Source organism: Pseudomonas extremorientalis (assembly GCF_024584605.1).
Taxonomy (GTDB): Bacteria; Pseudomonadota; Gammaproteobacteria; order Pseudomonadales; family Pseudomonadaceae; genus Aquipseudomonas; species Aquipseudomonas extremorientalis.
In genome coordinates this window covers 2825807-2850014 of the sequence record NZ_CP089519.1, presented here as the reverse complement: position 1 = coordinate 2850014, position 24208 = coordinate 2825807, and the positions used below count along the sequence as shown (strand labels likewise).

21 protein-coding genes and 1 pseudogene are annotated in these 24208 nt (G+C 60.6%); 10 read left to right on the top strand and 12 right to left on the bottom strand.

What is annotated here, in order from left to right; all coding sequences use genetic code 11:
* The first annotated feature begins 42 nt into the window (after positions 1-42).
* Positions 43-789 (top strand): precorrin-4 C(11)-methyltransferase, encoded by a 747-nt coding sequence (gene cobM / locus LUU92_RS12710; RefSeq protein WP_222539908.1) that lies wholly within the window; start codon positions 43-45, stop codon positions 787-789.
* Between the two features lie 186 nt (positions 790-975).
* On the opposite strand, the gene nfuA is transcribed toward cobM, so the two are convergent.
* The 3 genes from nfuA to LUU92_RS12695 all read right to left on the bottom strand — a co-directional run bounded on the left by nfuA (position 976) and on the right by LUU92_RS12695 (position 5021).
* On the bottom strand, positions 976-1560 hold the full coding sequence (nfuA, locus tag LUU92_RS12705; protein ID WP_017528557.1) for a Fe-S biogenesis protein NfuA: 585 nt from the start codon (positions 1558-1560) through the stop codon (positions 976-978).
* A gap of 59 nt (positions 1561-1619) precedes the next feature.
* Complete coding sequence (locus tag LUU92_RS12700) at positions 1620-2642, bottom strand: acyltransferase family protein (protein WP_257103731.1); 1023 nt, start codon at positions 2640-2642, stop codon at positions 1620-1622.
* A gap of 87 nt (positions 2643-2729) precedes the next feature.
* Positions 2730-5021, bottom strand: coding sequence for a fatty acid cis/trans isomerase (locus tag LUU92_RS12695; RefSeq protein ID WP_071490671.1), 2292 nt, complete (start codon positions 5019-5021; stop codon positions 2730-2732).
* A 166-nt stretch (positions 5022-5187) separates the two neighbouring features.
* On the opposite strand from LUU92_RS12695, the gene metH reads away from it, so the two are divergent.
* Positions 5188-8898, top strand: coding sequence for a methionine synthase (metH, locus tag LUU92_RS12690; RefSeq protein ID WP_257103730.1), 3711 nt, complete (start codon positions 5188-5190; stop codon positions 8896-8898).
* A 52-nt stretch (positions 8899-8950) separates the two neighbouring features.
* Entirely contained in the window at positions 8951-9169 is a 219-nt protein-coding gene (locus LUU92_RS12685) for a DUF2970 domain-containing protein (protein ID WP_058426282.1), read from the top strand.
* A gap of 51 nt (positions 9170-9220) precedes the next feature.
* Here LUU92_RS12685 and LUU92_RS12680 read toward each other — a convergent pair.
* Positions 9221-9665: pseudogene (locus LUU92_RS12680) on the bottom strand (LacI family transcriptional regulator); the annotation flags it as partial.
* Between the two features lie 381 nt (positions 9666-10046).
* On the opposite strand from LUU92_RS12680, the gene LUU92_RS12675 reads away from it, so the two are divergent.
* Both LUU92_RS12675 and LUU92_RS12670 read left to right on the top strand, forming a co-directional pair.
* Entirely contained in the window at positions 10047-11705 is a 1659-nt protein-coding gene (locus LUU92_RS12675) for a nitrite/sulfite reductase (protein WP_222539910.1), read from the top strand.
* Positions 11689-12183, top strand: a complete 495-nt coding sequence (locus LUU92_RS12670; protein WP_048727764.1) for a DUF934 domain-containing protein — start codon at positions 11689-11691, stop codon at positions 12181-12183. The genes LUU92_RS12675 and LUU92_RS12670 overlap by 17 nt, the downstream gene beginning before the upstream one ends.
* 39 nt (positions 12184-12222) lie before the next feature.
* Here the strand turns inward: LUU92_RS12670 and LUU92_RS12665 are convergent, their stop codons facing one another.
* A complete protein-coding gene (locus LUU92_RS12665) occupies positions 12223-12627 on the bottom strand; it encodes a MerR family transcriptional regulator (protein ID WP_071490674.1) in 405 nt (134 codons plus the stop codon).
* A gap of 71 nt (positions 12628-12698) precedes the next feature.
* Between LUU92_RS12665 and LUU92_RS12660 the strand changes: the two genes are divergently transcribed.
* Together LUU92_RS12660 and poxB are read left to right on the top strand one after the other, a co-directional pair.
* The gene (locus tag LUU92_RS12660) at positions 12699-13931 is read left to right on the top strand and encodes an NADH:flavin oxidoreductase/NADH oxidase family protein (protein ID WP_071490675.1); all 1233 of its coding nucleotides are present in this window, start codon (positions 12699-12701) and stop codon (positions 13929-13931) included.
* A gap of 77 nt (positions 13932-14008) precedes the next feature.
* Positions 14009-15733 carry a ubiquinone-dependent pyruvate dehydrogenase gene (poxB, locus tag LUU92_RS12655; RefSeq protein WP_257103729.1) on the top strand — a complete coding sequence of 575 codons (1725 nt, stop codon included), beginning with the start codon at positions 14009-14011 and terminating at the stop codon, positions 15731-15733.
* A gap of 45 nt (positions 15734-15778) precedes the next feature.
* Here poxB and LUU92_RS12650 read toward each other — a convergent pair whose 3' ends face one another.
* Positions 15779-16336 (bottom strand): NADPH-dependent FMN reductase, encoded by a 558-nt coding sequence (locus LUU92_RS12650; protein WP_071490677.1) that lies wholly within the window; start codon positions 16334-16336, stop codon positions 15779-15781.
* A gap of 228 nt (positions 16337-16564) precedes the next feature.
* Here LUU92_RS12650 and LUU92_RS12645 point away from each other — a divergent pair, with 228 nt between their 5' ends.
* Positions 16565-16801 (top strand): hypothetical protein, encoded by a 237-nt coding sequence (locus LUU92_RS12645; protein ID WP_058426290.1) that lies wholly within the window; start codon positions 16565-16567, stop codon positions 16799-16801.
* 61 nt (positions 16802-16862) lie between these two features.
* On the opposite strand, the gene LUU92_RS12640 is transcribed toward LUU92_RS12645, so the two are convergent.
* A complete protein-coding gene (locus LUU92_RS12640) occupies positions 16863-17207 on the bottom strand; it encodes a hypothetical protein (RefSeq protein ID WP_071490678.1) in 345 nt (114 codons plus the stop codon).
* 109 nt (positions 17208-17316) lie between these two features.
* Here LUU92_RS12640 and LUU92_RS12635 point away from each other — a divergent pair, with 109 nt between their 5' ends.
* Positions 17317-18210, top strand: a complete 894-nt coding sequence (locus LUU92_RS12635) for a LysR substrate-binding domain-containing protein (protein ID WP_071490679.1) — start codon at positions 17317-17319, stop codon at positions 18208-18210.
* Here LUU92_RS12635 and LUU92_RS12630 read toward each other — a convergent pair.
* The 5 genes from LUU92_RS12630 to LUU92_RS12610 form a co-directional block, all read right to left on the bottom strand.
* Positions 18207-18788, bottom strand: a complete 582-nt coding sequence (locus LUU92_RS12630; protein WP_083351445.1) for a GNAT family N-acetyltransferase — start codon at positions 18786-18788, stop codon at positions 18207-18209. The genes LUU92_RS12635 and LUU92_RS12630 overlap by 4 nt on opposite strands.
* Positions 18789-18796: 8 nt before the next feature.
* Positions 18797-21052, bottom strand: coding sequence for a lysine-specific pyridoxal 5'-phosphate-dependent carboxylase LdcA (locus LUU92_RS12625; protein WP_071490681.1), 2256 nt, complete (start codon positions 21050-21052; stop codon positions 18797-18799).
* Positions 21053-21256: 204 nt separating this feature from the next.
* Positions 21257-21997, bottom strand: coding sequence for a DNA polymerase III subunit epsilon (dnaQ, locus tag LUU92_RS12620; protein WP_165447934.1), 741 nt, complete (start codon positions 21995-21997; stop codon positions 21257-21259).
* 70 nt (positions 21998-22067) lie between these two features.
* Positions 22068-22520 (bottom strand): ribonuclease HI, encoded by a 453-nt coding sequence (gene rnhA, locus LUU92_RS12615; protein ID WP_071490682.1) that lies wholly within the window; start codon positions 22518-22520, stop codon positions 22068-22070.
* 30 nt (positions 22521-22550) lie between these two features.
* A complete protein-coding gene (locus LUU92_RS12610) occupies positions 22551-23309 on the bottom strand; it encodes a class I SAM-dependent methyltransferase (protein ID WP_071490683.1) in 759 nt (252 codons plus the stop codon).
* Positions 23310-23374: 65 nt separating this feature from the next.
* On the opposite strand from LUU92_RS12610, the gene gloB reads away from it, so the two are divergent.
* Complete coding sequence (gene gloB, locus LUU92_RS12605) at positions 23375-24142, top strand: hydroxyacylglutathione hydrolase (RefSeq protein WP_071490684.1); 768 nt, start codon at positions 23375-23377, stop codon at positions 24140-24142.
* Positions 24143-24208 lie beyond the last annotated feature (66 nt).

Below are 24208 nucleotides of genomic sequence, written 5' to 3'. Positions count from 1 at the left end.
TGAGCAGATTTCATGCTCGCCCGTTTTTCATCAGGATTTCCCATGACCGTCTACTTCATCGGCGCAGGCCCCGGCGACCCGGAATTGATCACCGTCAAAGGCCAACGGCTGATCCGCAGTTGCCCGGTGATCATCTATGCCGGCTCGCTGGTGCCGGCGGCGGTACTGGAAGGTCATCAGGCAGAAACGGTGACCAACAGCGCCGAACTGCACCTGGAACAGATCATCGACCTGATCAAGGCCGCCCATGCCAAGGGCCAGGATGTGGCACGCGTGCACTCCGGAGACCCCAGCCTGTATGGCGCGATCGGCGAGCAGATCCGCCATTTGCGCGAGCTGGGCATCCCGTTCCAGATCATCCCTGGCGTTACGGCGGTGGCCGCTTGCGCGGCCCTGCTGGAAACCGAGCTGACCCTGCCCGACATTGCCCAGAGTGTAATCCTGACCCGCTACGCGGATAAAACCAGCATGCCGGCCGGTGAGGACTTCGACAGCCTGGCGCGACATGGCACCACTATGGCGATTCATCTGGGGGTCAACCACCTGGACAGGATCGTCGCCGAACTGCTGCCCCATTATGGCGCGGATTGTCCGGTTGCCGTGGTGCACCGGGCGACGTGGCCCGATCAGGATTGGGCGGTCGGCACCCTCAGTGACATCGCTGCAAAAGTGGCGACCAAAGGGTTTCGGCGTACGGCGTTGATTGTGGTGGGTCGGGTGTTGGCGAGTGACAGTTTCAGCGAGTCATCGTTGTATCGGGCGGGGCATGCGCATCTTTATCGACCTTGATATTCAACATCACAAAACAGATACAAGTCATTGATTTTATTGAGTAAATTCATTAAAAGAAATCTGACAGCCCAGCTTCCGCAATAAACATTCAACATTAGATAGATAGCGTAACCCATTGAATTTAAAGCACAAAAAACGGCGCTCACGGGGCGCCGTTTTTTATGTCCGCAGCGAACGCCTTACTCAGTAGTAGGCGTTTTCTTTCTGCGTGTGGTCGGTCACGTCACGTACGCCCTTGAGCTCCGGAATACGCTCGAGCAAGGTGCGCTCGATGCCTTCGCGCAGGGTCACGTCCGCCTGGCCACACCCCTGGCAGCCGCCGCCGAACTTGAGCACGGCAATACCGTCTTCAACCACGTCGATCAGGCTGACCTGGCCGCCGTGGCTGGCCAGACCCGGGTTGATCTCGGTCTGCAGGTAGTAGTTGATACGCTCGTTGACCGGGCTGTCAGCATTGACGTTCGGCACCTTGGCGTTCGGTGCCTTGATGGTCAATTGGCCGCCCATGCGGTCGGTGGCGTAATCGACCACGGCATCGTCAAGGAAAGCTTCGCTGAAGGAATCGATATAAGCGGTGAAGCTTTTCAGCCCCAGGGCGGTGTCTTCAGGCTTCTCTTCGCCAGGCTTGCAGTAGGCAATGCACGTCTCGGCGTATTGGGTGCCGGGCTGGGTGATAAAGACGCGGATGCCGATACCCGGGGTGTTCTGCTTGGACAGCAGGTCAGCCAGGTAATCGTGGGCGGCGTCGGTAATGGTTATGGCAGTCATGGAAACTCCTCACAGGCTTGCCGGCAGTTTACGCCAAAATATTACGCAGGTACAAAGTCCTAGTATTTCTGTCGGGAAAGGACAACCGGAGCCTCCACGCCAAACCAACGCTTGAGCCTGAGGTATGTAGCCTTTTCCAGCCAGTGATAGCTGTAAAAGGCGCCAGATGCCGTCAGTACAATGCAAACAGGCAATATCAAGTAGGGGCTTATTCCAGTGTGCCCCACAACCCATCGCCCAGCACACAGCACCAGGTCGTGGAGCAAATACACCGAATAGGAACAATCCCCAAGCATCTTCATAAAGCGAGAGCCTTGAAAGTAAGGCTCCAGCATCACAAAACTCATCACCAGCATCGCGCTGGGCATCCCCCACTCCAACACGCGCGGTACATCGGCCCCCTGGTAAATCGCCGCACAAGCCACCACGATTCCCAACAACGGCAGCCATGCCCTGGCCCGAAACAGGCCGCGGCGGTACAGCATGCCGATCACAACGCCCATCAGGAATTCAAAAACCATGTCCTGACGATAAAAATCGCTGGTCAAGTCGAGCGCAGGACCGATGTAGCACGCGAGAAACAGTAGCACCGCCACCACCCACAACCGATAGGACGGGGGAACCAACAAGGCGATGGCAAACAGGACATAGAACAGCATCTCGAAGTTCAGGGTCCAGCCGACATTCAGCAGCGGGTAGACCCCATAACCCCCTGGGTGTTCGGCGCAGAGAAACAGCAGCGACATGAGCGCATGACCCAGTTCGAGATGATCATCTGGAAACATCGAGGGGACGAGCGCGATCACGACAGCCGTGACCAGGGTATAGAACCAATACGCCGGAACTATCCTGGCCACTCGCATAAGTATGAATTGCCTGGGTGTCAGTGACTTGTCAGCGGTCGCCAGGAAAATCACAAGGCCGCTGATGACAAAGAATACGTCGACCCCTATACCGCCCTTATCGGCGAACACGAACTCTAGAGGATTATGTGCCTCATAATCGAAAAACGTCCCCATGAATTGATGCCCCACCACCACCCACGCCGCCAGCGCCCGTAGCGCCTGTACTGAAATCAACATGATCGGAATACCTGTTCCACTCCCGCAAGATAGATATCCGACCGCTTCAGCACCCGCTCAGAGAGATGACTGGATCACTGCCCTTAGTTATAGGTTTTCATAGCGGTTCATGTCCAATACCCCTTCTTCCACCGGCGTGGTTTCGCGGATGTACTGCGATAAATCATGGAAATACTGCCAGAACAATGGATGACTGCGTCGCACACCCCACCGATCCACAATCTCCTCGAAACCCTTGGCATCCTTGGCCTGCTCCATTTCAGCCACGAACTCAGGCACTTCCTGGGCTGGAATATTGAACATGAAGTTCGGGTAGCTGCTCAGCACACCCGGATAAATCGTCACCGTATCCAGGCCCGGCTGGTAGCGATAAGCCTCCCCCAGCAAAAACGCGACATTACTGTGGGCACGATTGCGCAGCATGCTATAGACCACACGTTTGCCACTGGCGGTTTCAACCCGCAGCATCGTCGCTTCAGGCAATTGATCAATCACCTTGAGCCCGGCAGCTGGGCGTGAGGTCAGGCGGCTCAGGGCCTGCTCCGCATCCTGCAAGGCCGGGTCGATCCCATCGCGGGAACAATAGGCGCCGCTGCAGCGGTTGATCGGGTCCGGGCTGGCATTCAAATCGCCATAACGGGTGAGCAACTGGTTGGCAAAGTCGCGCTTCGGATCGTTTTCGTTCAGGTGCAGGCCGGTGGGTTTGTCGTCATCGATTGCCTCGTAATCCAGCCACAGCTTGAGTTTGCCGCTGTTCTGGTACCAATCGTCGAGGAAACCGTCGCGGGAATCGGCCGGCATCAAACGCAGGAAGTTCTGCTCGGCACCATTGCGGATCAGGTCGAAGTACAGCCGGGTCTGGGCCTGGTGCGACACATTGCCGAACACGTCGAAATTCACCGCCAGTTGGTAATAGGTGCGCTCCAGCAGTGGATAGTCGAACAGCCACATCGTTTGTGGCACCTCGCCGATCAGACCTTTGTTGACCGCGGCACTGTCGAAGTGGCGGAAGATGCTCAGCAAGGCATTGTCATTGCCTGCCCACAGGCTCGACCAGCTCGGCGGCGGCAGGTCGGCGTAGCTGTCGCGGCGCAACGCCTCGTATTCGTTGCGCTTATCGCGGTAGGCCAACCACAGGCTGAGCACGCTGCCCACGTCATCGTTTTGCCCCGGCATGGCCAGCAGCGGCGTGGCCTGGCCACGATAGCGCGCATCGGTGATGTACAGGTCGTGGTCCGGGTCCTGGAACAGGGTCCAGAAATTGTCGCGGATCACATCCGTGGCGATCTGCCCACGGCACACCGGCCCACGGATAAAGGTACGCACGAAGTATTCGGCGTTATCCAGCATGAACTGGTAGCGCGCCTTGGCCGGGATGGCTTCGAAGGTTTCAAAAGGGTTGGCACGGCGGCCCGGACCGTAGCCCGGCAAGGCGTTGACCTGCCAGTTGCCGGCGTAGAACAGCTCTTTGATGCGGGCCATCTTCCCGGCGCTGAACGGGTACGTAATGTGGGTTTTATGCACGATCACGCCCTGCACCGGCCACAGGCGGTAATACACGCGGGTGCCGGGGTCATCATTGGGACGGCGCGTAGCGATCAGGTCAATCGGTTGGCCACTCGGCGTGCGCGAACGCACCCACTGGAAGAAATGCCCGGGCTCGCCATTCTCGAAGTAGATGTGCGCGAGGAATAAATGCTCGAACAACCAGCGCGCCACCAGGCTTTCGCGGGCGCCGGGCTGGTTGAACAGGCTTTCCCACTGCTGCACTTGCAGGGCTTCTTTCGCGCTGGGCGCCAGGCCTTGTTCATCAATCGGCGCGCCGGAGGCAAGCCAGCGTTGCAGTGTCTGGTACTGCTGGTCCGTCAGGCCAGTGACCGCCAGCGGCATGCCTTCCCTGGGGTGGGCGCCGGCATAGGCATTGAACTCGCCGGGCATGGCGCACATGTTCTCGCGGTTCAGGCCCAGCACGATGTTTTCGGGCAGCTTGGCGTTGGGTTGCAAGGGCGCGTTATGCCCCAGCTCCAGCATGCGCGCCATCAGCGCGGCCTGGCTGCCCTGGGCGTCCAGCACCGAATAGAAGCCCTTTTGCTGCCAGGCCTGTTTGCCGAAGGCGTCATAGAACAAGCGAGTGGTCGGCGTGGCCTGGCTGCGTTCGCCATCGTAGACCGGCACTTTGCTCGCGCCGCGTGCCGCGCCCTCGGCACTGCCCAGGTTGAGCTGGCAGGCGGAGTCGTAGCAGGCATGGCAAGCCACGCATTTCTCGGTGAAGATCGGTTGAATGTCGCGGGTGTACGAAATCGCCGGGGCGGCTCCGTCGGCCTGTGCGATGCAGGCGACCAGTGCCAGGACGGCGCTGGTGATGAGGCGAAGTGACATGTATCCGGTCCCGATTCAATGCGAGCGCTGAAAAATTGCCGGTGATTCTACCGGGCCATACGCCTCTGCAACATGAGTGATATTCATGTAAAAGCCGCGCATGCTGCAAAACCACGCAGGTTTGATATGATCCATGCCCTCCGTAATGCCTGACCAGAGTAGTCCCATGTCCGATCGTAGCGTTCGTCTGCAAGCCCTTCATCAAGCCCTCAAGGAACGCATCCTGATCCTCGACGGTGGTATGGGCACGATGATCCAGAGCTACAAACTCGAAGAAGAAGACTACCGTGGCAAACGCTTCGCCGACTGGCCGAGCGACGTCAAGGGTAACAACGACCTGCTGGTGATCACTCGCCCGGACGTGATCGGCGGCATTGAAAAAGCCTACCTGGATGCCGGTGCCGACATCCTCGAAACCAACACCTTCAACGCCACCCGCATCTCCATGGCCGACTACGGTATGGAAGAGCTGGCCTACGAGCTGAACGTAGAAGGCGCACGCCTGGCGCGCAAGATCGCCGACGCCAAGACCCTGGAGAACCCGGCCAAGCCACGCTTCGTCGCCGGCGTGCTCGGCCCGACCAGTCGGACCTGCTCGTTGTCGCCGGACGTGAACAACCCCGGCTACCGCAACGTGACCTTCGATGAACTGGTGGAAAACTACACCGAGGCCACCAAAGGCCTGATCGAAGGCGGCGCCGACCTGATCCTGATCGAGACCATCTTCGACACCCTCAACGCCAAGGCTGCGATCTTCGCCGTGCAAGGTGTGTTCGAGGAGCTCAATACCGAACTGCCGATCATGATCTCCGGCACTATCACCGACGCCTCCGGTCGCACCCTGTCGGGCCAGACCACCGAAGCGTTCTGGAACTCGGTGGCCCACGCCAAGCCGATTTCGGTAGGCCTGAACTGCGCCCTGGGCGCCAGCGAACTGCGTCCGTACCTGGAAGAGTTGTCGAACAAGGCCAACACCCACGTGTCCGCGCACCCCAACGCCGGCCTGCCCAACGAATTCGGCGAGTACGACGAACTCCCTTCGCAAACCGCCAAGGTCATCGAAGAGTTCGCCCAGAGCGGCTTCCTCAATATTGTCGGCGGCTGCTGCGGCACCACGCCAGGCCATATCGAGGCCATCGCCAAGGCCGTGGCCGGTTATGCGCCACGCGTGATCCCGGACATCCCCAAGGCGTGCCGCCTGTCGGGCCTGGAGCCGTTCACGATTGATCGCAGTTCGCTGTTCGTCAACGTTGGCGAGCGCACCAACATCACCGGCTCCGCCAAATTCGCCCGGTTGATCCGTGAAGACAACTACACCGAAGCCCTCGAAGTCGCCCTGCAGCAGGTGGAAGCCGGCGCCCAGGTGATCGACATCAACATGGACGAGGGCATGCTGGATTCGAAGAAGGCCATGGTGACCTTCCTCAACCTGATTGCCGGTGAGCCGGACATCTCCCGCGTGCCGATCATGATCGACTCCTCCAAGTGGGACGTGATCGAGGCGGGCCTGAAGTGCATCCAGGGCAAGGGCATCGTCAACTCCATCAGCATGAAGGAAGGCGTCGAGCAGTTCATCCACCATGCCAGGTTGTGCAAGCGCTACGGCGCGGCCGTGGTGGTGATGGCCTTCGACGAAGCCGGCCAGGCCGACACCGAAGCGCGCAAGAAAGAGATCTGCAAACGCTCCTACGACATCCTGGTGAATGAAGTCGGCTTCCCGCCGGAAGACATCATCTTCGACCCGAACATCTTCGCGGTCGCCACCGGTATCGAAGAGCACAACAACTACGCCGTCGACTTCATCAACGCCTGCGCTTATATCCGTGACGAACTGCCCTACGCGCTGACCTCCGGCGGCGTGTCCAACGTGTCGTTCTCGTTCCGTGGCAACAACCCGGTGCGCGAGGCGATCCACTCGGTGTTCCTGCTGTATGCGATCCGCAGCGGCCTGACCATGGGTATTGTCAACGCCGGCCAACTGGAGATCTACGACCAGATCCCGGTCGAGTTGCGCGACGCCGTGGAAGACGTGGTGCTCAACCGCACCCCGGACGGCACCGACGCCCTCCTCGCCATCGCCGACAAATACAAGGGCGACGGCAGCGTCAAGGAAGCCGAGACCGAGGAATGGCGCGGCTGGAACGTGAACAAGCGCCTGGAACACGCCTTGGTCAAGGGCATCACCACGCACATCGTTGAAGACACCGAAGAGTCCCGGCTGTCGTTCGCGCGTCCGATTGAAGTGATCGAGGGCCCGCTGATGTCCGGCATGAACATCGTCGGCGACCTGTTCGGCGCGGGCAAAATGTTCCTGCCCCAGGTGGTGAAATCCGCCCGCGTCATGAAACAGGCCGTGGCCCACTTGATCCCGTTCATCGAGCTGGAAAAAGGTGATAAGCCGGAAGCCAAGGGCAAGATCCTGATGGCCACCGTGAAGGGCGACGTGCATGACATAGGCAAGAACATTGTCGGCGTGGTGCTGGGTTGCAACGGCTATGACATCGTCGACCTCGGCGTGATGGTACCGGCGGAGAAGATCCTGCAGGTGGCCAAGGAGCAGAAATGCGACATCATCGGGCTGTCCGGCCTGATCACCCCGTCCCTGGACGAGATGGTGCACGTGGCCCGCGAAATGCAGCGCCAGGACTTCCACCTGCCGCTGATGATCGGCGGTGCGACCACCTCCAAGGCGCACACGGCGGTGAAGATAGAGCCCAAGTACAGCAATGATGCGGTGGTGTACGTGACCGACGCTTCGCGTGCGGTCGGCGTGGCCACGCAGTTGCTGTCCAAGGAACTCAAGGCCGGCTTTGTCGAGCGCACCCGCGAAGAGTACGTGGAAGTGCGCGAACGCACGTCCAACCGCAGCGCCCGCACCGAACGCCTGAGCTACCCGGCCGCCATCGCCAAGAAGCCGCAGTTCGACTGGAGCAGCTACACGCCGGTGGTGCCGACCTTTACCGGCGCCAAGGTGCTGGACAATATCGACCTCAAGGTGCTGGCCGAGTACATCGACTGGACACCGTTCTTTATCTCCTGGGACCTGGCCGGCAAGTTCCCGCGCATCCTCGAGGATGAAGTGGTCGGTGAAGCCGCGACTGCGCTGTACGCCGATGCCCAGGAAATGCTCAAGAAACTGATCGACGAAAAACTCATCAGCGCCCGTGCGGTATTCGGTTTCTGGCCGACCAACCAGGTGCAGGACGATGACCTGGAAGTCTATGGCGACGACGGCCAACCGATTGCCCGGTTGCATCACCTGCGCCAGCAGATCATCAAGACCGACGGCAAGCCGAACTTCTCCCTGGCCGACTTCGTGGCGCCCAAGGACAGCGGCGTGACCGACTACATCGGTGGTTTCATCACCACCGCCGGCATCGGTGCCGAAGAAGTCGCCAAGGCCTACCAGGACGCGGGCGACGACTACAACTCGATCATGGTCAAGGCCCTGGCCGACCGCCTGGCCGAGGCCTGCGCCGAATGGCTGCACCAGCAGGTGCGTAAAGAGCATTGGGGTTATGCCAAGGACGAGCAACTGGACAACGAGGCGCTCATCAAGGAGCAATACAGCGGCATCCGCCCTGCCCCGGGCTACCCGGCGTGCCCGGATCACACTGAGAAAGCCCAGTTGTTCCAGTTGCTCGACCCCGAGGCCCGCGAGATGCAGGCCGGCCGCAGCGGGGTGTTTCTCACCGAACACTACGCAATGTTCCCGGCGGCTGCCGTCAGCGGCTGGTACTTCGCGCACCCGCAGGCGCAGTACTTTGCCGTGGGCAAGGTCGACAAGGACCAGGTGACCAGCTACACCGCGCGTAAAGGCCAGGACCTGAGCGTGACCGAGCGTTGGCTGGCGCCGAACCTGGGGTACGACAACTAAGCCCGGCTGGATTGTCTATGCTCTCCCTCACACACCTTGTGTCGAGGGATGTATGGACGATCCAGTCAACAACAAACCCCCTACCTTCTGGCAGATGCTGCACAGCGTCGTGGCGGCCGCGTTTGGCGTGCAGAGCGGCAAGAACCGCGCCCGCGACTTCACCCACGGCAAGCCCAGCCACTTTGTGGTGCTGGGCATTCTGTTCACGGCGGTGTTTGCCTTGACGCTGTTCGGCATCGTCAAGCTGGTGCTGCACCTGGCCGGCGTCTAGCGCAGCAGCAGTTGCAGGCTGAAGGGGTACGTCCTTGCCAAGCAATCGCCCGCTCTGTTGAAAGCCTGCATCGCCATAGACCAAATGATGCAGGCGCACCTCGAGGTGCTCGACCAAGCGCGGCGCAGGCCCTGTTCACGCAACTGCGCAGCCGGAGCGGTCTTGGTGCCGGAGAACGCCAGCAGTTCGATGGATTGGCCAGCGGCAACGGGACCGTGCAGACGTAGCAGACCCGTGAGCATCAGGTAGCCGGCCTGTTCATCATCGGTGACCATGCTGGCGATCCGTAGCGCACGCGCAGATGCAGGCCGAGGTCCTTGGCACCGGCCTGCATGAATTGCGCGTAGCTGACCCGGAAGGTTTCCGTCGACATGCCCGGGTTGAGAAACACCACCGACGTGGCATGGGCCATGGCCCCATACGCCGATCCCAGCAACCACACACACGCAATCAGCACCTTCGATAGGGTTATCAAGCCTTGAACATTGACCGCCATGGATAGTGGCAAGGCGACAGTCAATCGAGGCTCTTTACTGGTGGCTCACCCAGAATACGGCGGTTCCCACCACCAGGATGATCAGAAACAGAATGGCCCAGGCATCAACGGTACTGTCAGGTTTACGGGCTTTTGTCGGATTGCTCATCGCATCGCCTCTTGTCGGTTTTATAGGAGATAACGCTTAAACACGCTCACAGTAAAGTTGACGATTGCCCGCATGACAAATGTGGGTATCGCGATAACCGTTCTCATTAGTCAATTTGGTTATTTGCATATACTCAAACATCACTTTTGCGCATAAACGCAAACTGGTATCGTGCGCCGGCTCCGTTGGGAGTGCGCGGCCGTGCGCGCAGATTTGCCGAGAACAGGACCTATATGTACGTATACGACGAATACGATCAGCGCATCATCGAGGACCGCGTCAAGCAGTTCCGTGATCAGACCCGACGCTATCTGGCAGGTGAACTGAGCGAAGAAGAGTTCCGCCCTCTGCGCCTGCAAAATGGCCTTTATGTTCAGCGCTTTGCGCCGATGCTGCGGGTGGCCGTGCCCTACGGCCAACTGACGTCGCGCCAGGTACGCATGATGGCCAAGATTGCCCGCGACTACGACAAAGGCTACGCCCACATCAGTACCCGCCAGAACGTACAGTTCAACTGGCCGGCCCTGGAAGACGTGCCGGATATCCTGGCCGAGCTGGCCACCGTGCAGATGCACGCCATTCAGACCAGCGGTAACTGCCTGCGCAACGTGACCACCGACCAATTCGCCGGTGTCGCCGCCGACGAACTGATCGACCCACGCCCGTGGTGTGAAATCGTGCGTCAGTGGACCACCTTCCACCCCGAATTCGCCTACCTGCCGCGCAAGTTCAAGATCGCCATCAATGGCTCGACCTCAGACCGCGCGGCCATCGAAGTGCACGATATCGGCCTGGAGCCGGTGTACAACGCGGCCGGCGAGTTGGGCTTCCGCGTACTGGTGGGCGGCGGCCTCGGCCGTACCCCGGTGGTCGGCGCATTTATCAATGAATTCCTGCCATGGCAGGACCTGTTGAGCTACCTCGACGCGATCCTGCGGGTCTACAACCGCTACGGCCGTCGAGACAACAAGTACAAGGCCCGGATCAAGATCCTGGTCAAGGCGCTGACCCCAGAGGTCTTCGCCCAGAAAGTCGATGCCGAGATGGAACACCTGCGCGGCGGCCAGACCACCCTGACCGAAGCTGAAGTGCATCGTGTGGCCAAGCACTTCGTCGACCCTGAGTACAAGGTCCTGAGCAATCAGGACGCCGAGTTCGCCGTGCTGGATAAAGAACATCCAGGCTTCGCCCGCTGGCGTGCCCGCAATACCCTGGCGCACAAGAAGCCGGGTTATGTGGCGGTGACCCTGTCGTTGAAACCTACCGGCGTGGCGCCGGGCGATATTACCGACAAGCAGCTGGACGCCGTCGCCGACCTGGCCGAGCGCTACAGCTTCGGTCAACTGCGCACCTCCCACGAGCAGAACATCATTCTCGCGGACGTTGAGCAGAGCCAGTTGTTCACTCTGTGGGGCGAGCTGCGCGAAGGCGGTTTCGCCACGCCGAACATTGGCCTGCTGACCGACATCATCTGCTGCCCGGGCGGCGATTTCTGCTCCCTGGCCAACGCCAAGTCGATCCCGATTGCCGAATCGATCCAGCGCCGTTTCGACGACCTGGACTACCTGTTCGACATCGGCGAGCTGGACCTGAACATCTCCGGTTGCATGAACGCCTGTGGTCACCACCACGTCGGCCACATCGGCATCCTGGGCGTGGACAAGAAAGGCGAAGAATTCTACCAAGTGTCCCTGGGTGGCAGCGCCAGCCGCGATGCGAGCCTGGGCAAGATCCTCGGCCCATCCTTCGCCCAGGAAGCCATGCCCGAGGTGATCGGCAAGCTGATCGACGTGTACATCGAACAGCGCACCGAAGATGAGCGCTTCATCGACACCTACCAGCGCATCGGCATCGACCTGTTCAAGGAGCGCGTCTATGCAGCGAATCATTAAGAACAACGAAGTCCTCGACGAAACCTGGCACCTGCTGCCCAAGGACGCGAGCTTCGACGGCATTTCCAACTGCGACGACCTGATCGTGCCGTTGGCCCTGTGGCGCGAACACGGCCACGCCCTCAAGGCCCGCGACGGCGGCCTGGGTGTGTGGCTGGACGCCGATGAAGAAGCCGAGGAGATCGGCGACGACGTGGAACACTTCCAGGTCATCGCCCTGAACTTCCCGGCCTTCACCGACGGTCGCAACTACTCCAATGCGCGCCTGCTGCGTGACCGCTACGGTTACAAGGGGGAGTTGCGTGCGATTGGCGACGTGCTGCGCGACCAGCTGTTCTACCTGCGCCGCTGCGGGTTCGATGCCTTCGCCCTGCGCGCCGACAAAGACCCGTACGAAGCACTGGAGAGCCTCAAGGACTTCTCGGTGACGTACCAGGCGGCAACGGATGAGCCGTTGCCGTTGTTCCGCCGGCGCTGAATCGCTGCAAATGAAAAACCCTGGCATGCCAGGGTTTTTTCATGGGTTGGATTTGATCGACGCCAGCACCTGCTTCTGCCCCATCGAACACGGCACCCCTTCCGGCTGCGCCTGCACTGCCTCGATCACACCCAGTAGTTGCGCCTTGCTGTGGGCCAACTGCGCCTGCATGGCCTCAATCTGCTCCACCTTGCGCTCCAGCGCTTCGAGCAACGCCTCACGCTTGTGCTCCCCTGGCGCGGGCATCAACGCCTTGAGTTCCTGCAAGGTGAACCCGGCCTGCTGCGCGCTCTGGATCAATTGCAGGGTCTGCAATGCTTCGGGTGCATAGCGTCGATAGCCGTTGGCCTGCCGCCCCACTTGGCTGATCAGGCCCTGCGCCTCATAGAACCGGATACGCGACGCCGCCAGCCCACTCTGTTTTGCCAGTTCTCCAATATTCATCGAACTACCTGCTTGACCTTAAAGTTACCTTTAAGCTTAGCCTGAGGCCTCCCCTGCTCAGGAGTCAACTCATGTCGCCCTTTGAAACTCTGCAACTGCCCAATGGCCAAGTCCTTTCCAACCGTATCGCCAAGGCGGCGATGGAAGAGAACATGGCGGACGCCCGGCAAGCGCCCTCCCCCGAGCTGAAGCAGCTCTACACGGCCTGGGCCGATGGCGAGCCGGGCCTGTTGATCAGCGGCAACGTGATGGTCGACCGCCGCGCCATGACCGGCCCCGGCGGCGTTGCCCTTGAGGACGAGCAGCAACTGCAGCGCTTTCGCGAATGGGCCGACGTGGCGCGGCGCAAGAACGTGCACTTCTGGGTGCAACTCAGCCATCCTGGGCGCCAGACACCCGCCAACCTGCGCCAGCAGGCCATTGCACCGTCCGCCGTGGCGCTCGACCTCGGCGGTTTCTCGAAGATGTTTGCCACGCCCAAGGCCATGACCGAGGCCGACATCCAGGACGTGATCCAGCGCTTCGCCACCAGCGCCCGCCTGGCCGAGAAAGCCGGTTTTACCGGCGTACAGATCCACGGTGCACACGGCTACTTGCTCAGCCAATTCCTGTCGCCGTTGAGCAACCAACGGACGGATCGCTGGGGCGGTTCACTGGAGAACCGTGCACGCCTGCTCCTGGACGTGATCCGTGCGGTACGCGACGGTGTCAGCCCGTCGTTTTGTGTGTCGGTCAAACTCAACTCCGCTGATTTCCAGCGCGGTGGGTTCGAAGAAGCGGATGCACGCGCCGTGGTCGAGATGCTCAATCCGCTGTCCATCGACCTGCTGGAATTGTCCGGCGGCAGCTATGAAGCACCGGCCATGCAAGGCGAAGCACGGGACGGCCGGACCCTGGCCCGGGAGGCGTATTTCCTTGAATTCGCCAGCGAAGTCGCCGCCATTGCCCAGATGCCCGTGATGGTCACCGGCGGCATCCGTCGCCTGCCCATCGTGCAACAAGTGCTCGACAGCGGTATCGCCATGGCCGGCATCGCCACCGCCCTGACGCTGGAACCGCAACTGATCCAGCACTGGCGCGAAGGCCGCGACCCCAACCCGCAACTCAAACCCATCGACTGGAAGCGCAAGCCCCTGGCATCCCTGGCCATTCTCGCCGTGGTGCGCTACCAGATGCGCCGCCTCAGCCGCGGCCATCTGCCCAAGGCCCACGTCGCACCTTGCATGGCGCTGGTGCGTGACCAATGGTTTCTGGCCCGGCGCACCCGGCAATATCGCGCGGCCATGACGCAATCTTCACATTAAAGGCGGAGCATTCGCCGTGATCGAACTGTCCCCTATTGATCAGCAGTTTTTAACCTCACTGACGATTGGAGTTCTTCATGGCGAAAATCAACCTGGCCCAGCAATTGGCGACCACCCTTGAACAGGCGGGCATCAAGCGCATCTGGGGCCTGACCGGCGACAGCCTCAACGGCCTCACCGACGCGCTGCGCACCATGGACAGCATCGAGTGGATGCACGTGCGCCACGAAGAAGTGGCGGCGTTCGCCGCCGGCGCCGAAGCGGCTGCTACTGGCGAGCTGACGGTGTGCGCTGGCAGTTGCGGGCCGGGCAACCTGCATTTGATCAACGGGTTGTTCGACTGCCATCGCAACCATGTGCCAGTGCTGGCGATTGCCGCGCAAATTCCATCTTCAGAGATTGGCCTGAACTACTTCCAGGAAACCCATCCCCAGGAACTGTTCAAGGAATGCAGCCACTTTATCGAGCTGATCACCAACCCCGAGCAGATGCCCCAGGTACTGCATCGCGCCATGCGTTCGGCGATCCTCAATCGCGGCGTGGCCGTGGTGGTAATACCGGGCGATGTATCGCTGCTGGAGGTCGAGGACAAACTCAAGCCGTGGCCCGCCCTGCATGCACCACGTACGCTGCCAGCGGAACAGGACCTGCAACGCCTCACCGATATCCTCGAAAACAGCCGCAAGGTCACCCTGCTGTGCGGCAGCGGGTGTGCCGGAGCCCATGATCAAGTGGTCGCCCTCGCCGACGCACTGGGCGCCCCCGTGGTACACGCGCTACGTGGCAAGGAGCATGTGGAGTGGGATAACCCGTTCGACGTCGGCATGACCGGCCTGATCGGTTTCAGCTCCGGCTACCACGCCATGCTCGACTGCGACACGCTGATCATGCTCGGCACCGATTTCCCTTACCGCCAGTTCTACCCCACCGACGCCAAGATCATCCAGGTCGACCGCAACCCACAGGCACTCGGTCGACGTGCCACGCTGGACCTGGGTATCGCCGCCGACGTCAGCGAAACCGTCGCTGCGCTGCTGCCAAGGTTAACGCGCAAGACTGATCGCAGCTTTCTCGAAACGTCCTTGAAGCATTATGAAAAAGCCCGTCAAGGGCTGGACGACCTGGCCCAGCCGTCGAAAGCCAACCGGCCGATTCACCCACAGTACGTGGCACGCCTGCTCAGTGAGTTGGCGGATGACGATGCGATCTTCACCGCCGATGTCGGCTCTCCCACCGTGTGGGCAGCGCGCTATTTGAAGATGAACGGCAAGCGCCGCCTGATCGGTTCGTTCAACCATGGTTCGATGGCCAATGCCATGCCCCAGGCCATTGGCGCGCAGGCGGCATTCCCCAATCGCCAGGTGATCTCGATGTCGGGTGACGGCGGTTTCGCCATGCTGATGGGCGATTTTATTTCGCTGGCGCAACTGAAGCTGCCAGTCAAAGTCATCGTATTCGATAACTCGTCCCTGGGCTTTGTCGCCATGGAAATGAAGGCGGCGGGCTACCTGGACGCCGGCACCGAGCTGAAAAACCCGGATTTCGCCGCCATGTCCAACGCCATGGGCATCCTCGGCATTCGCGTGGAGCAATCCGAAGACCTGGAACCGGCCCTGCGCCGCGCCCTGGCCCATGACGGCCCGGTGCTGGTGGATGTGGTCACCGCCACTCAGGAATTGGTGATGCCGCCGACGATCAAGCTGGAACAGGCCAAGGGGTTCAGCCTGTACATGCTCAAGGCGGTGATGAGTGGGCGTGGCGATGAGGTGATCGAACTGGCACGCACCAACTGGCTGCGCTGAACCCAACGTGGGAGCTTGCTCCCACTGCTGGACCTGATTGCCCGATCAAGCGAGCTGTTTTTCGACCCATTTGCCGTAGGCATCGATGAAGGCCTGCAGGAACGGTCTGGTCTTCTCGGACACCTTGCCCGCCTCATCGAACACACTGCCCGCGCCGCCCAGGTAGGCCTCCGGCTGCTGCATGCACGGCACATCGAGGAATACCAGGGACTGGCGCAGGTGATGGTTGGCGCCAAACCCGCCAATCGCACCCGGCGATACGCTGATGATCGCCCCCGGCTTGCCACTCCAGGCACTCTGCCCGTACGGCCGGGAACCCACGTCGATGGCGTTCTTCAACGGGGCCGGGACGGAGCGGTTGTATTCCGGGGTCACGAATAACACCGCGTCGGATGAGCTCACCTGTTTGCGGAAAGTACTGTAGGCTGCCGGCGGTGATGCTCCGTCAATGTCTTCGTTGTAGAGCGGCAAATCGCCAATTTCCACAATGTTCAACTTCAGGTTGGCAGGGGCCAGTTCAGCCAATGCCAGGGCGACCTTGCGGTTGATCGAGTCTTTTCTCAAGCTGCCGACCACGACGGCGATGGTGTAGACCTTGCTCATTGGGGTTTCCCGACGTCTGACTAAAGGAGCTTGTAGTTATAAAGTCTTCGCGACGGGTTCACCAGAAGGTTTTTGATAATCCTGCGGGCACTTGCATTGCGCAGCATCATGTAGGAAGCATCTTAAAACATCGGCGAATAGTATTTTTATTCCGTAAGTAAACTACCCAGCTCCATGACGGTCTACAGAACCGCAAATCGAGTGTTTATCTCCAGAGGTTCTAAACAGATGGCAGCAGTATTAGTCGGACAGTTTCATGCCAGAGACGCAGAAGGACGCGTGTATTCGGTGCATGAGTTCCAGGAATCCAACCCGGCGCAAGGCGACCTGGCTGGCTCGGCACCTACCATTACCTACAAGCTGGCCATTGGCGACCGTGTAGAGAAACTGGAAGGCGACGAATTCAAGCTGATCCAATCGGGCACCATTCTCGTGCGCGAATCGCAAACCACCCTCGCGTCATAAGATCCCGCCTTATCCACCTGCTCAGTCCTGGCCATTGACGGCGTTGACTGGGCTGGGGTGATCACGGGCGACGGATCTCGGTGACTTCAATGCCCTGCTCGCCCTCGACCTTCTTCACGATCACCACCAATCGCCCCCGCTCACCCTCCACCGCGAACATGGAACGCTGGTAGCCCGCCGTGTTGTAGCCTGGGTACGCCACCACCTGCCTGACCAGTTCAATACCCAACACCGCCCCCACCTGTTCGATGACCTGTTCCTGGGAACGGATAAACGCTTCAATTGCCAGGTTTTCCGGCGCGGTTTCGTTTTGACTGTTGAAGAGATAAGCAGCCACGCACCCTACGGTCACCAGGACCAGCAGTTGCTTGACCGTTACCCCGAGGAATATCGAGGGTAGAGGCATGTGAGACCAGACCTGTTTTTGTTGTTAATGCCGGCAGCCGGCTTTGGTCGTTAATGATCAGCGCAGCCATTCTATTGAATACCCGGCTCGCTGCACATAGACTCCGGCGATGCGTTTACGTCATATCGAAGTGATTCAGGCCATCTTGCAGACCGGACACCTCGGCACGGCCGCCGAGTGGTTGCAACTTCCCGTGGGCGATGTGGACTCGGCGCTCAAGGACGCCGAGCAACAGCTCGGCTTCATGTTGTTCGCCAGTGTGCGCGGGCGTTTGCAGGCTACCCGGGAAACCCTGGAACTGCAGGCGGAAATTGCCCATGTGTATGAGGCCCTGGAGCCGGTGCAACGCCTGGCCAGCCGCCTGAAAAACCATCATGCCCCTGCCCTGCGCGTGCTCTGCACACCGCCGCTGGCCAATCAGCTGTTGCCGCACAGTATTGCGGTGCTGCGCCGACGCTTCCAGGACACGCCCTGCAACCTGTCGAGCCAAACCACCCGGGAGATCATCAGGAGCCTGCTGCTGCACGAAGCCGACGTGGGTTTGAGCCTGCATGACCCGGAGCACCCGCAGATCCACTGCACCGTACTCGCCCAGGGCAAGCTGCAACTGCTGGCGCCCCATGGTTGGCTCAAACCCAAGCAGAAGTACATTGCGCTGCAGGACCTCGCCGGACAATCGATGATCGGCCTGGAGGGCCAGGACCCGCTCAGCCGCCTGCTGGACGCCAAGCTGCAAGCCTTGCGCCCGCTGCCGGTGGTGCAGACGCGGGTGCAGACCTACCAGATGATGCGCAGCATGGTGGAAGCAGGCGAAGGCCTGGCGGTGGTCGACCCGTTCACCGCGTTCGGCGCCCGCGAGGCCGGGCTGGATGCGTGCCCGGTGTCGCCGCCGATCATGATCAGCCTGTATGCGCTGACCCTCAAGGATGGCCCGACCTCCCCGGCGCTGAATGCGCTGCTGGAGATCGTGACGCAGAAGGCCGAGGGTTTGTTGGCGGGTTAAGCGTTGCCGGCTTCGCTCTTGAACAACCGATACCAGAATATCGCCACTTCGCGGGTCTGCGGGTCGATACCGCGATAGCGCAGATGGTCGATGCCGCCCATCACATAGCCGCAACGCTCGTACAAGCGGCAGGCACCGAGGTTGTTGTTCTGGGTTTCGAGCATCATGCCGGGCAGGTTTTTCTTGCGGCTCCAGAACTGCGCCACATCCAGCAACGCCTTGGCTACTCCGTGGCGTCGCGCAGGCAAGGCCACCGCCAACTCGTCGACATGGGCAAAGCCGTTCCAGTTGGTGCTGACCACGATGTGCCCCACCGCCCGGTCGTCCAGGTAGGCCATGAAGATCGCACTGTCGGGCGCGTCACGGAAACTGGCGAACTCCTCAGGGTCAATGCCGTAGCACTTGCGGTACGGCAAGATACGCTCCACGGGCCATTGATCGACCCGCTTGCCCATCTGCGGCTCACCGTAGGCGCTGACCTCAAAGCTGAAGTCATTGCCCCACACATAGGCATCAAAGCCTTCATCTGCGACCCGCACACTGAGTCCGGGATACTTCGGGTTCATTACAGCCTGCATAAACATCCTTAACCCTTGATGCAATCGACGGTGTAACAACGACCGCTGCCATCATCCTCGTGTTGCAACCCATGAACATCGGCGACAAAACCGGGGAAACTGCTATCGAACGTCCGGGCAAACGCCAGGTAGTCGATGATCGAGCGCGTCGACTCGGTAAAGCGCTCGCCCGGCATGATCAACGGAATGCCGGGCGGATAAGGCACCAGCATCACGGCTGCGATGCGTCCTGGCAAGGCGTCGATGGAAACCGCCTCCACTTCGCCCCTCACCAATTGGTCGTAGGCGTCGGCGGGCTTCATCGCGATTTCCGGCAATACGGTGTACATGCGCTTCAAATGCCTGGCCGTGGCGTTGCTGCGATAACAGCTGTGCAACTGGTCACACAGGTCGCGCAAGCCCAGGCTTTGGTAGCGCGTCGGCCCTTGGGCAAACACCGATGGCAAACAACTGGCCAGGCTGATATTGGCGTCGTAGCTGCGCTTGAATTCCAGCAATTCGGTGAGCAAGGTACTCCATTTACCTTTGGTAATGCCCATGGAGAACAGCACGAGGAAAGAATACAGCCCGGTCTTTTCCACTACCAGACCGCGCTCCCAGAGGAACTTGCTGACCACCGCCGCCGGGATCCCGCAATCGCTCAAGGCACCGCCGGCATTGAGACCGGGCATTACCAGGGTCACTTTGATCGGGTCCAGCAGCACATAGTCCTCGGCTACATCACCGAAGCCATGCCAGTCATCCTGGGGATGCAATAACCAATCGGCGGTGGCGACCTTGTCGATCCCCGCCACCGACGGTGGCTGCCAGATGGAAAACCACCAGTCCTCGGCGGCGATATGCTGGCGCAGATTGGCCAGGGCACGGCGGAAGCTCAGCGCCTCATCAAACATCTCCTGCAACAGCGAACGCCCGGCCGGGCCTTCCATCATTGCCGAAGCTACGTCCAGGGAGGCAATGATGCTGTATTGCGGCGATGTGGAGATATGCATCATGAACGCCTCGTTGAAACGGTCACGGTCCAGTTGGCGGGCACCGCCGTCCTGCACATGGATCATCGAAGCCTGGCTGAAAGCTGCCAGCAGTTTGTGGGTGGAGTGAGTGGTAAACACCAGCGGGCTGTCCGCCGTGCGCGAGGTGCCCATGCCGTAGCGCCCGGCGAAGAACTCATGAAACGCCGCGTAGGCGTACCAGGCCTCGTCAAAATGCAGCACCTCGACGCTGTTGCCCAATTGCTGTTTGATCAGCTCGGCGTTGTAGCACAGGCCGTCGTAGGTGGAATTGGTGACCACCGCCATCTTCACTTTCGGCGGGCGACCACGGGTCAAGGGACTGGCGTCGATCTTGGCGCGGATCGACTCGGGGCTGAACTCGCTCAGGGGAATCGGACCGATGATCCCCAGTTCGTTGCGCTCCGGGCACAGGTACAGCGGGATGGCGCCGGTCATGATGATCGAATGCAGCACCGACTTGTGACAGTTGCGGTCCACCAGCACCAGGTCATCGCGCCCGACCATGGAATGCCAGACGATTTTGTTGGCGGTGGAGGTGCCGTTGATGACGAAGAACGTATGGTCGGCGCCAAAGTTACGCGCAGCACGGGCTTCGGCTTCGGCCAGCGGCCCGGTGTGATCCAGCAGCGAACCCAGCTCGGGCACCGAGACCGATAGATCCGAGCGCAGTGTGTTTTCCCCGAAGAACTGGTGGAACGCTTGCCCCACCGGGCTTTTGCGATAGGCCACACCGCCGCCATGGCCCGGTGTGTGCCAGGAATAGTTCGAATCAGCCGTGTGCTGCACCAACGCCTTGAAGAACGGCGGCAACAGACCATCCAGATACGTACGCGCCGCACGGGCGACTTGCCGGGCTAGAAACGGCACGGTGTCTTCGAACAGATACAGGATGCCGCGCAACTGGTTGAGTTCGCTCATGGCGTCGGCAGGCGCGTTTTCCAGGGTGACTTGCTCGCCCAGGGCGAAGATCGGCAGGTTGGGCGCCCGCAGCCGCGCCAAGCGGATCAGCTCGACCATGTTCTGTAGAAGGTGGGTGTTTTCGCCAGCACCTTCGGCGGCGATCAACATGCACGCCAGGCCATGATGGGTAGACGCCACCAGCCTGCCTTCGGCGTAGTCCACCGCGGAAAATATAGAAAAGCCCTCTTGCTCCAACTCCCGGGCGATGCCTCGGACCCGGTCACCGGCAACGGTGTCGGCCTTGATGTCGCGGTGCACGATCAGGACGGGAAACTTCAGGTCTTTATACATGTGTGCTTGTCGTCCTGAGGGCTATGCACTCAAGGGTAGAAGCTTGGCGGGCATGACGCGAATGAAGATTGACAGGCAATTGAAATCAATTGTGGGAGGGGGCTTGCCTGCGATAACGGTACATCAGTCAACACAGGTTTCGACTGGCCTGCCGCTATCGGGAGCAAGCCCCCTCCCACAGTTTCAATCGAGTTCATCCAGGGGTTATTGCTGGGTCAGTTGGGTCCACAATGCCGGCGCGCCCGCCGATTTGGCGATCGCTTCCAACCGGGCCGCGTGTTCCGCGAGGTCCTGTTCGCTGGCGCGGATGATCGTCGTGGGTTTGCGATCAGCCGGCAGTCGGCGGATTTCCGAAGGACGGTTGCCCGAGCCTTCCGCCGAGCCGCTGCCATCGGAGGCGTTGCCCGCCAGGGACAGGCTGGTCTGCCCGCCGGTCATGGTCAGGTAGACGTCAGCGAGAATCTCGGAGTCGAGCAAGGCGCCGTGGAGCTCACGGCCGGAGTTGTCGACGCCATAACGTTTGCACAGGGCGTCGAGGCTGTTGCGCTGACCCGGGTGGCGCTCACGGGCCATCATCAAGGTATCGAGGATCGAGCAGTGCCGGGAAATGTCCGCGCGATCAGTCTGCCCCATCAGGGCAAACTCGTTATTGATGAAGCCGACGTCAAACGCCGCGTTATGGATGATCAACTGGGCACCGTTGATGAATTCGAAGAACTCATCGGCGACTTCGGCGAAGCGCGGCTTGCCCTTGAGAAATTCGTCAGTGATGCCGTGGACGGCGATTGCGCCTTCGTCACTGTCGCGGTCCGGTTGCAGGTAGACGTGGAAGTGACGGCCGGTCAGGCGGCGCCCCATCAATTCGACACAGCCGATTTCAATGATCCGGTGACCGTCGGTCACCGGCATGCCGGTGGTTTCGGTATCGAGTACAACAGATCGGATGGCCATCAGGGTTCAGCTCTCAACGGTTTGGTGTATTTCAAAGGGCGCGATGTTACCACGTGAGTCGCCTTCAACTCTGCTTGTAGCCCCGCACTTCATCCACGCCACGGTTGGCCAACTGGTCAGCACGTTCGTTGCCGGGATGGCCAATATGACCGCGTACCCATTTCCAGGTGATGTCATGGCGATTGCATTGCTCATCGAGCAATTGCCACAGGTCGGCATTTTTCACCGGTTCCTTGGCGGCGGTTTTCCACCCGCGCTTCTTCCAGTTGGCCATCCACTCGTTGATGCCCTTCATCACGTATTGCGAGTCGGTCACCAGCAGCACATTGCAGCGGCGCTTGAGTTCTTCCAGGCCACGAATGGCGCCCATCAGCTCCATGCGGTTGTTGGTGGTGTTGGCCTCACCGCCCCACAACTCCTTCTCCACGCCTTTGCACACCAGCAACGCGCCCCAGCCGCCGGGGCCCGGGTTGCCCTTGCAGGCGCCATCGGTGAAGAGTTCTACGCTATCGGTCATCGGTTGCTCGGTATCAATTCAAAAAGAGGATTACGCATCGCTTTGCTTGCGGTTGACCTTGGCCATCGGCAATGGCACCAGCTTGCCCATCGGCTCGCGGCGCACCTGCTGCAACGGGCGCAGCCCGACCGCGATCTTGCGCGCCACCAGCAGGTAAAAGCCGCCACCGGACAATTGCCAGGCGCCGGCCCGGCGTTCCCAGCCGGCCAGGCGGCCCTGCCACTTGGTCGACGCAAGCGGCGGACGATAGCACCCGAAGCGGCGTTTCTCCAGCGCGAAGCCCAGCAGGTTCAGCCAGTCGCCCACCCGTTGCGGCGAGATGCAGCGCGCCTGGCGCAGGCCGTCATGGGCGAACACATGACGCAGGCCCCAACTGCTCCAGGGGTTGATCCCCACGATCAGCAAATGGCCACCGGGCCGTACGCTGCTCGCCGCCTCGCGCAGCAAGCCATGGGGCGACAGGCAGAAATCCAGCCCGTGCTGCAGCACTACCACATCGGCAGCATGCTCGCTCAACGGCCAGGCCTGTTCCTCGCACACGATCTCCACACCTGGCAACGGTGCACCCAGGCGAACATTACGTTGCACCTGCGGCGCGCAGGGCGGCGTTTCGGCCGAGGGGCCGTAGTGCACCAGATAGCCACCAAAGAACCGGCCCAGTTCGTCTTCGAGCATGCGCCGTTCTTCGTCCAGCAGAAATTGCCCGATGGGACCGGACAGCCACTCGCGGGCCGCGCCGATCAGGGCCAGCCACTCAGGATCGGCCTGGGCGAACGCTTTATCAGTCATTGCATTCTCCAACTCGCCTAGACGTTCTAAGATGCACCAATGTGTTCAGCTTGGCGAATCGAAGAATGATACAGATCAGTGCCCTGCCCGCCTTCACCGATAACTACATCTGGTTGTTACAGGACCCTCGCACCCAACGCTGCGCCGTGGTCGACCCCGGCGATGCCGCGCCCGTGCTGGCCTGGCTCGAGCAGAACCCTGGCTGGAGCCTCAGCGACATCCTGATCACCCACCATCACCACGATCACGTCGGCGGTGTCGAACAACTCAAGCGTGAGACCGACGCCAAGGTCTACGGCCCGGCCAACGAGAAAATCCCGGCGCGGGACGTGGCGTTGCACGATAACGACCGCATTACGGTACTCGGCCTGGACTTCGACATCTATAGCGTTCCCGGCCACACCCTGGGCCATATCGCCTTTTATCACCCGGGCGTGCTGTTGTGTGGCGACACCCTGTTCGCCGCCGGTTGCGGGCGCCTGTTCGAAGGCACACCGGAACAGATGCACAGCTCCCTCGAGCGCCTGGCCGCCCTGCCCGCCGATACCCTGGTGTACTGCACCCACGAATACACGCAGAGTAACCTCAAGTTCGCTCAAGCTGTGGAACCGGACAACACCGATATAGCCGAACGAGTGGAGAACGTACGCCAACTGCGGGCCAGAGGCGAGATCACGCTGCCTTCCAACCTGGCCCTGGAAAAGCTGACCAACCCCTTTCTGCGCACCTCTGAAACATCCGTTAAACAAAAAGCGGACGAACGGAATGGCCGTGACAACCGCTCTGGGGCCGAGGTGTTTGCTAGCTTGAGGGCTTGGAAAGATAAGTTCTAAAGGGAAGCAATCTGATACGCAATTTCTGAATGGTTGACCGGAACCCAACGGGTTTCTAGAATCGCC

Coding starts and splice junctions, on each gene's coding strand:
- cobM (WP_222539908.1), top strand. CDS start 43: ATGACCGTCTACTTCATCGGCGCAGGCCCCGGCGACCCGGAATTGATC.
- nfuA (WP_017528557.1), bottom strand. CDS start 1,560: ATGACTGCCATAACCATTACCGACGCCGCCCACGATTACCTGGCTGAC.
- LUU92_RS12700 (WP_257103731.1), bottom strand. CDS start 2,642: ATGTTGATTTCAGTACAGGCGCTACGGGCGCTGGCGGCGTGGGTGGTG.
- LUU92_RS12695 (WP_071490671.1), bottom strand. CDS start 5,021: ATGTCACTTCGCCTCATCACCAGCGCCGTCCTGGCACTGGTCGCCTGC.
- metH (WP_257103730.1), top strand. CDS start 5,188: ATGTCCGATCGTAGCGTTCGTCTGCAAGCCCTTCATCAAGCCCTCAAG.
- LUU92_RS12685 (WP_058426282.1), top strand. CDS start 8,951: ATGGACGATCCAGTCAACAACAAACCCCCTACCTTCTGGCAGATGCTG.
- LUU92_RS12675 (WP_222539910.1), top strand. CDS start 10,047: ATGTACGTATACGACGAATACGATCAGCGCATCATCGAGGACCGCGTC.
- LUU92_RS12670 (WP_048727764.1), top strand. CDS start 11,689: ATGCAGCGAATCATTAAGAACAACGAAGTCCTCGACGAAACCTGGCAC.
- LUU92_RS12665 (WP_071490674.1), bottom strand. CDS start 12,627: ATGAATATTGGAGAACTGGCAAAACAGAGTGGGCTGGCGGCGTCGCGT.
- LUU92_RS12660 (WP_071490675.1), top strand. CDS start 12,699: ATGTCGCCCTTTGAAACTCTGCAACTGCCCAATGGCCAAGTCCTTTCC.
- poxB (WP_257103729.1), top strand. CDS start 14,009: ATGGCGAAAATCAACCTGGCCCAGCAATTGGCGACCACCCTTGAACAG.
- LUU92_RS12650 (WP_071490677.1), bottom strand. CDS start 16,336: ATGAGCAAGGTCTACACCATCGCCGTCGTGGTCGGCAGCTTGAGAAAA.
- LUU92_RS12645 (WP_058426290.1), top strand. CDS start 16,565: ATGGCAGCAGTATTAGTCGGACAGTTTCATGCCAGAGACGCAGAAGGA.
- LUU92_RS12640 (WP_071490678.1), bottom strand. CDS start 17,207: ATGCCTCTACCCTCGATATTCCTCGGGGTAACGGTCAAGCAACTGCTG.
- LUU92_RS12635 (WP_071490679.1), top strand. CDS start 17,317: ATGCGTTTACGTCATATCGAAGTGATTCAGGCCATCTTGCAGACCGGA.
- LUU92_RS12630 (WP_083351445.1), bottom strand. CDS start 18,788: ATGCAGGCTGTAATGAACCCGAAGTATCCCGGACTCAGTGTGCGGGTC.
- LUU92_RS12625 (WP_071490681.1), bottom strand. CDS start 21,052: ATGTATAAAGACCTGAAGTTTCCCGTCCTGATCGTGCACCGCGACATC.
- rnhA (WP_071490682.1), bottom strand. CDS start 22,520: ATGACCGATAGCGTAGAACTCTTCACCGATGGCGCCTGCAAGGGCAAC.
- LUU92_RS12610 (WP_071490683.1), bottom strand. CDS start 23,309: ATGACTGATAAAGCGTTCGCCCAGGCCGATCCTGAGTGGCTGGCCCTG.
- gloB (WP_071490684.1), top strand. CDS start 23,375: ATGATACAGATCAGTGCCCTGCCCGCCTTCACCGATAACTACATCTGG.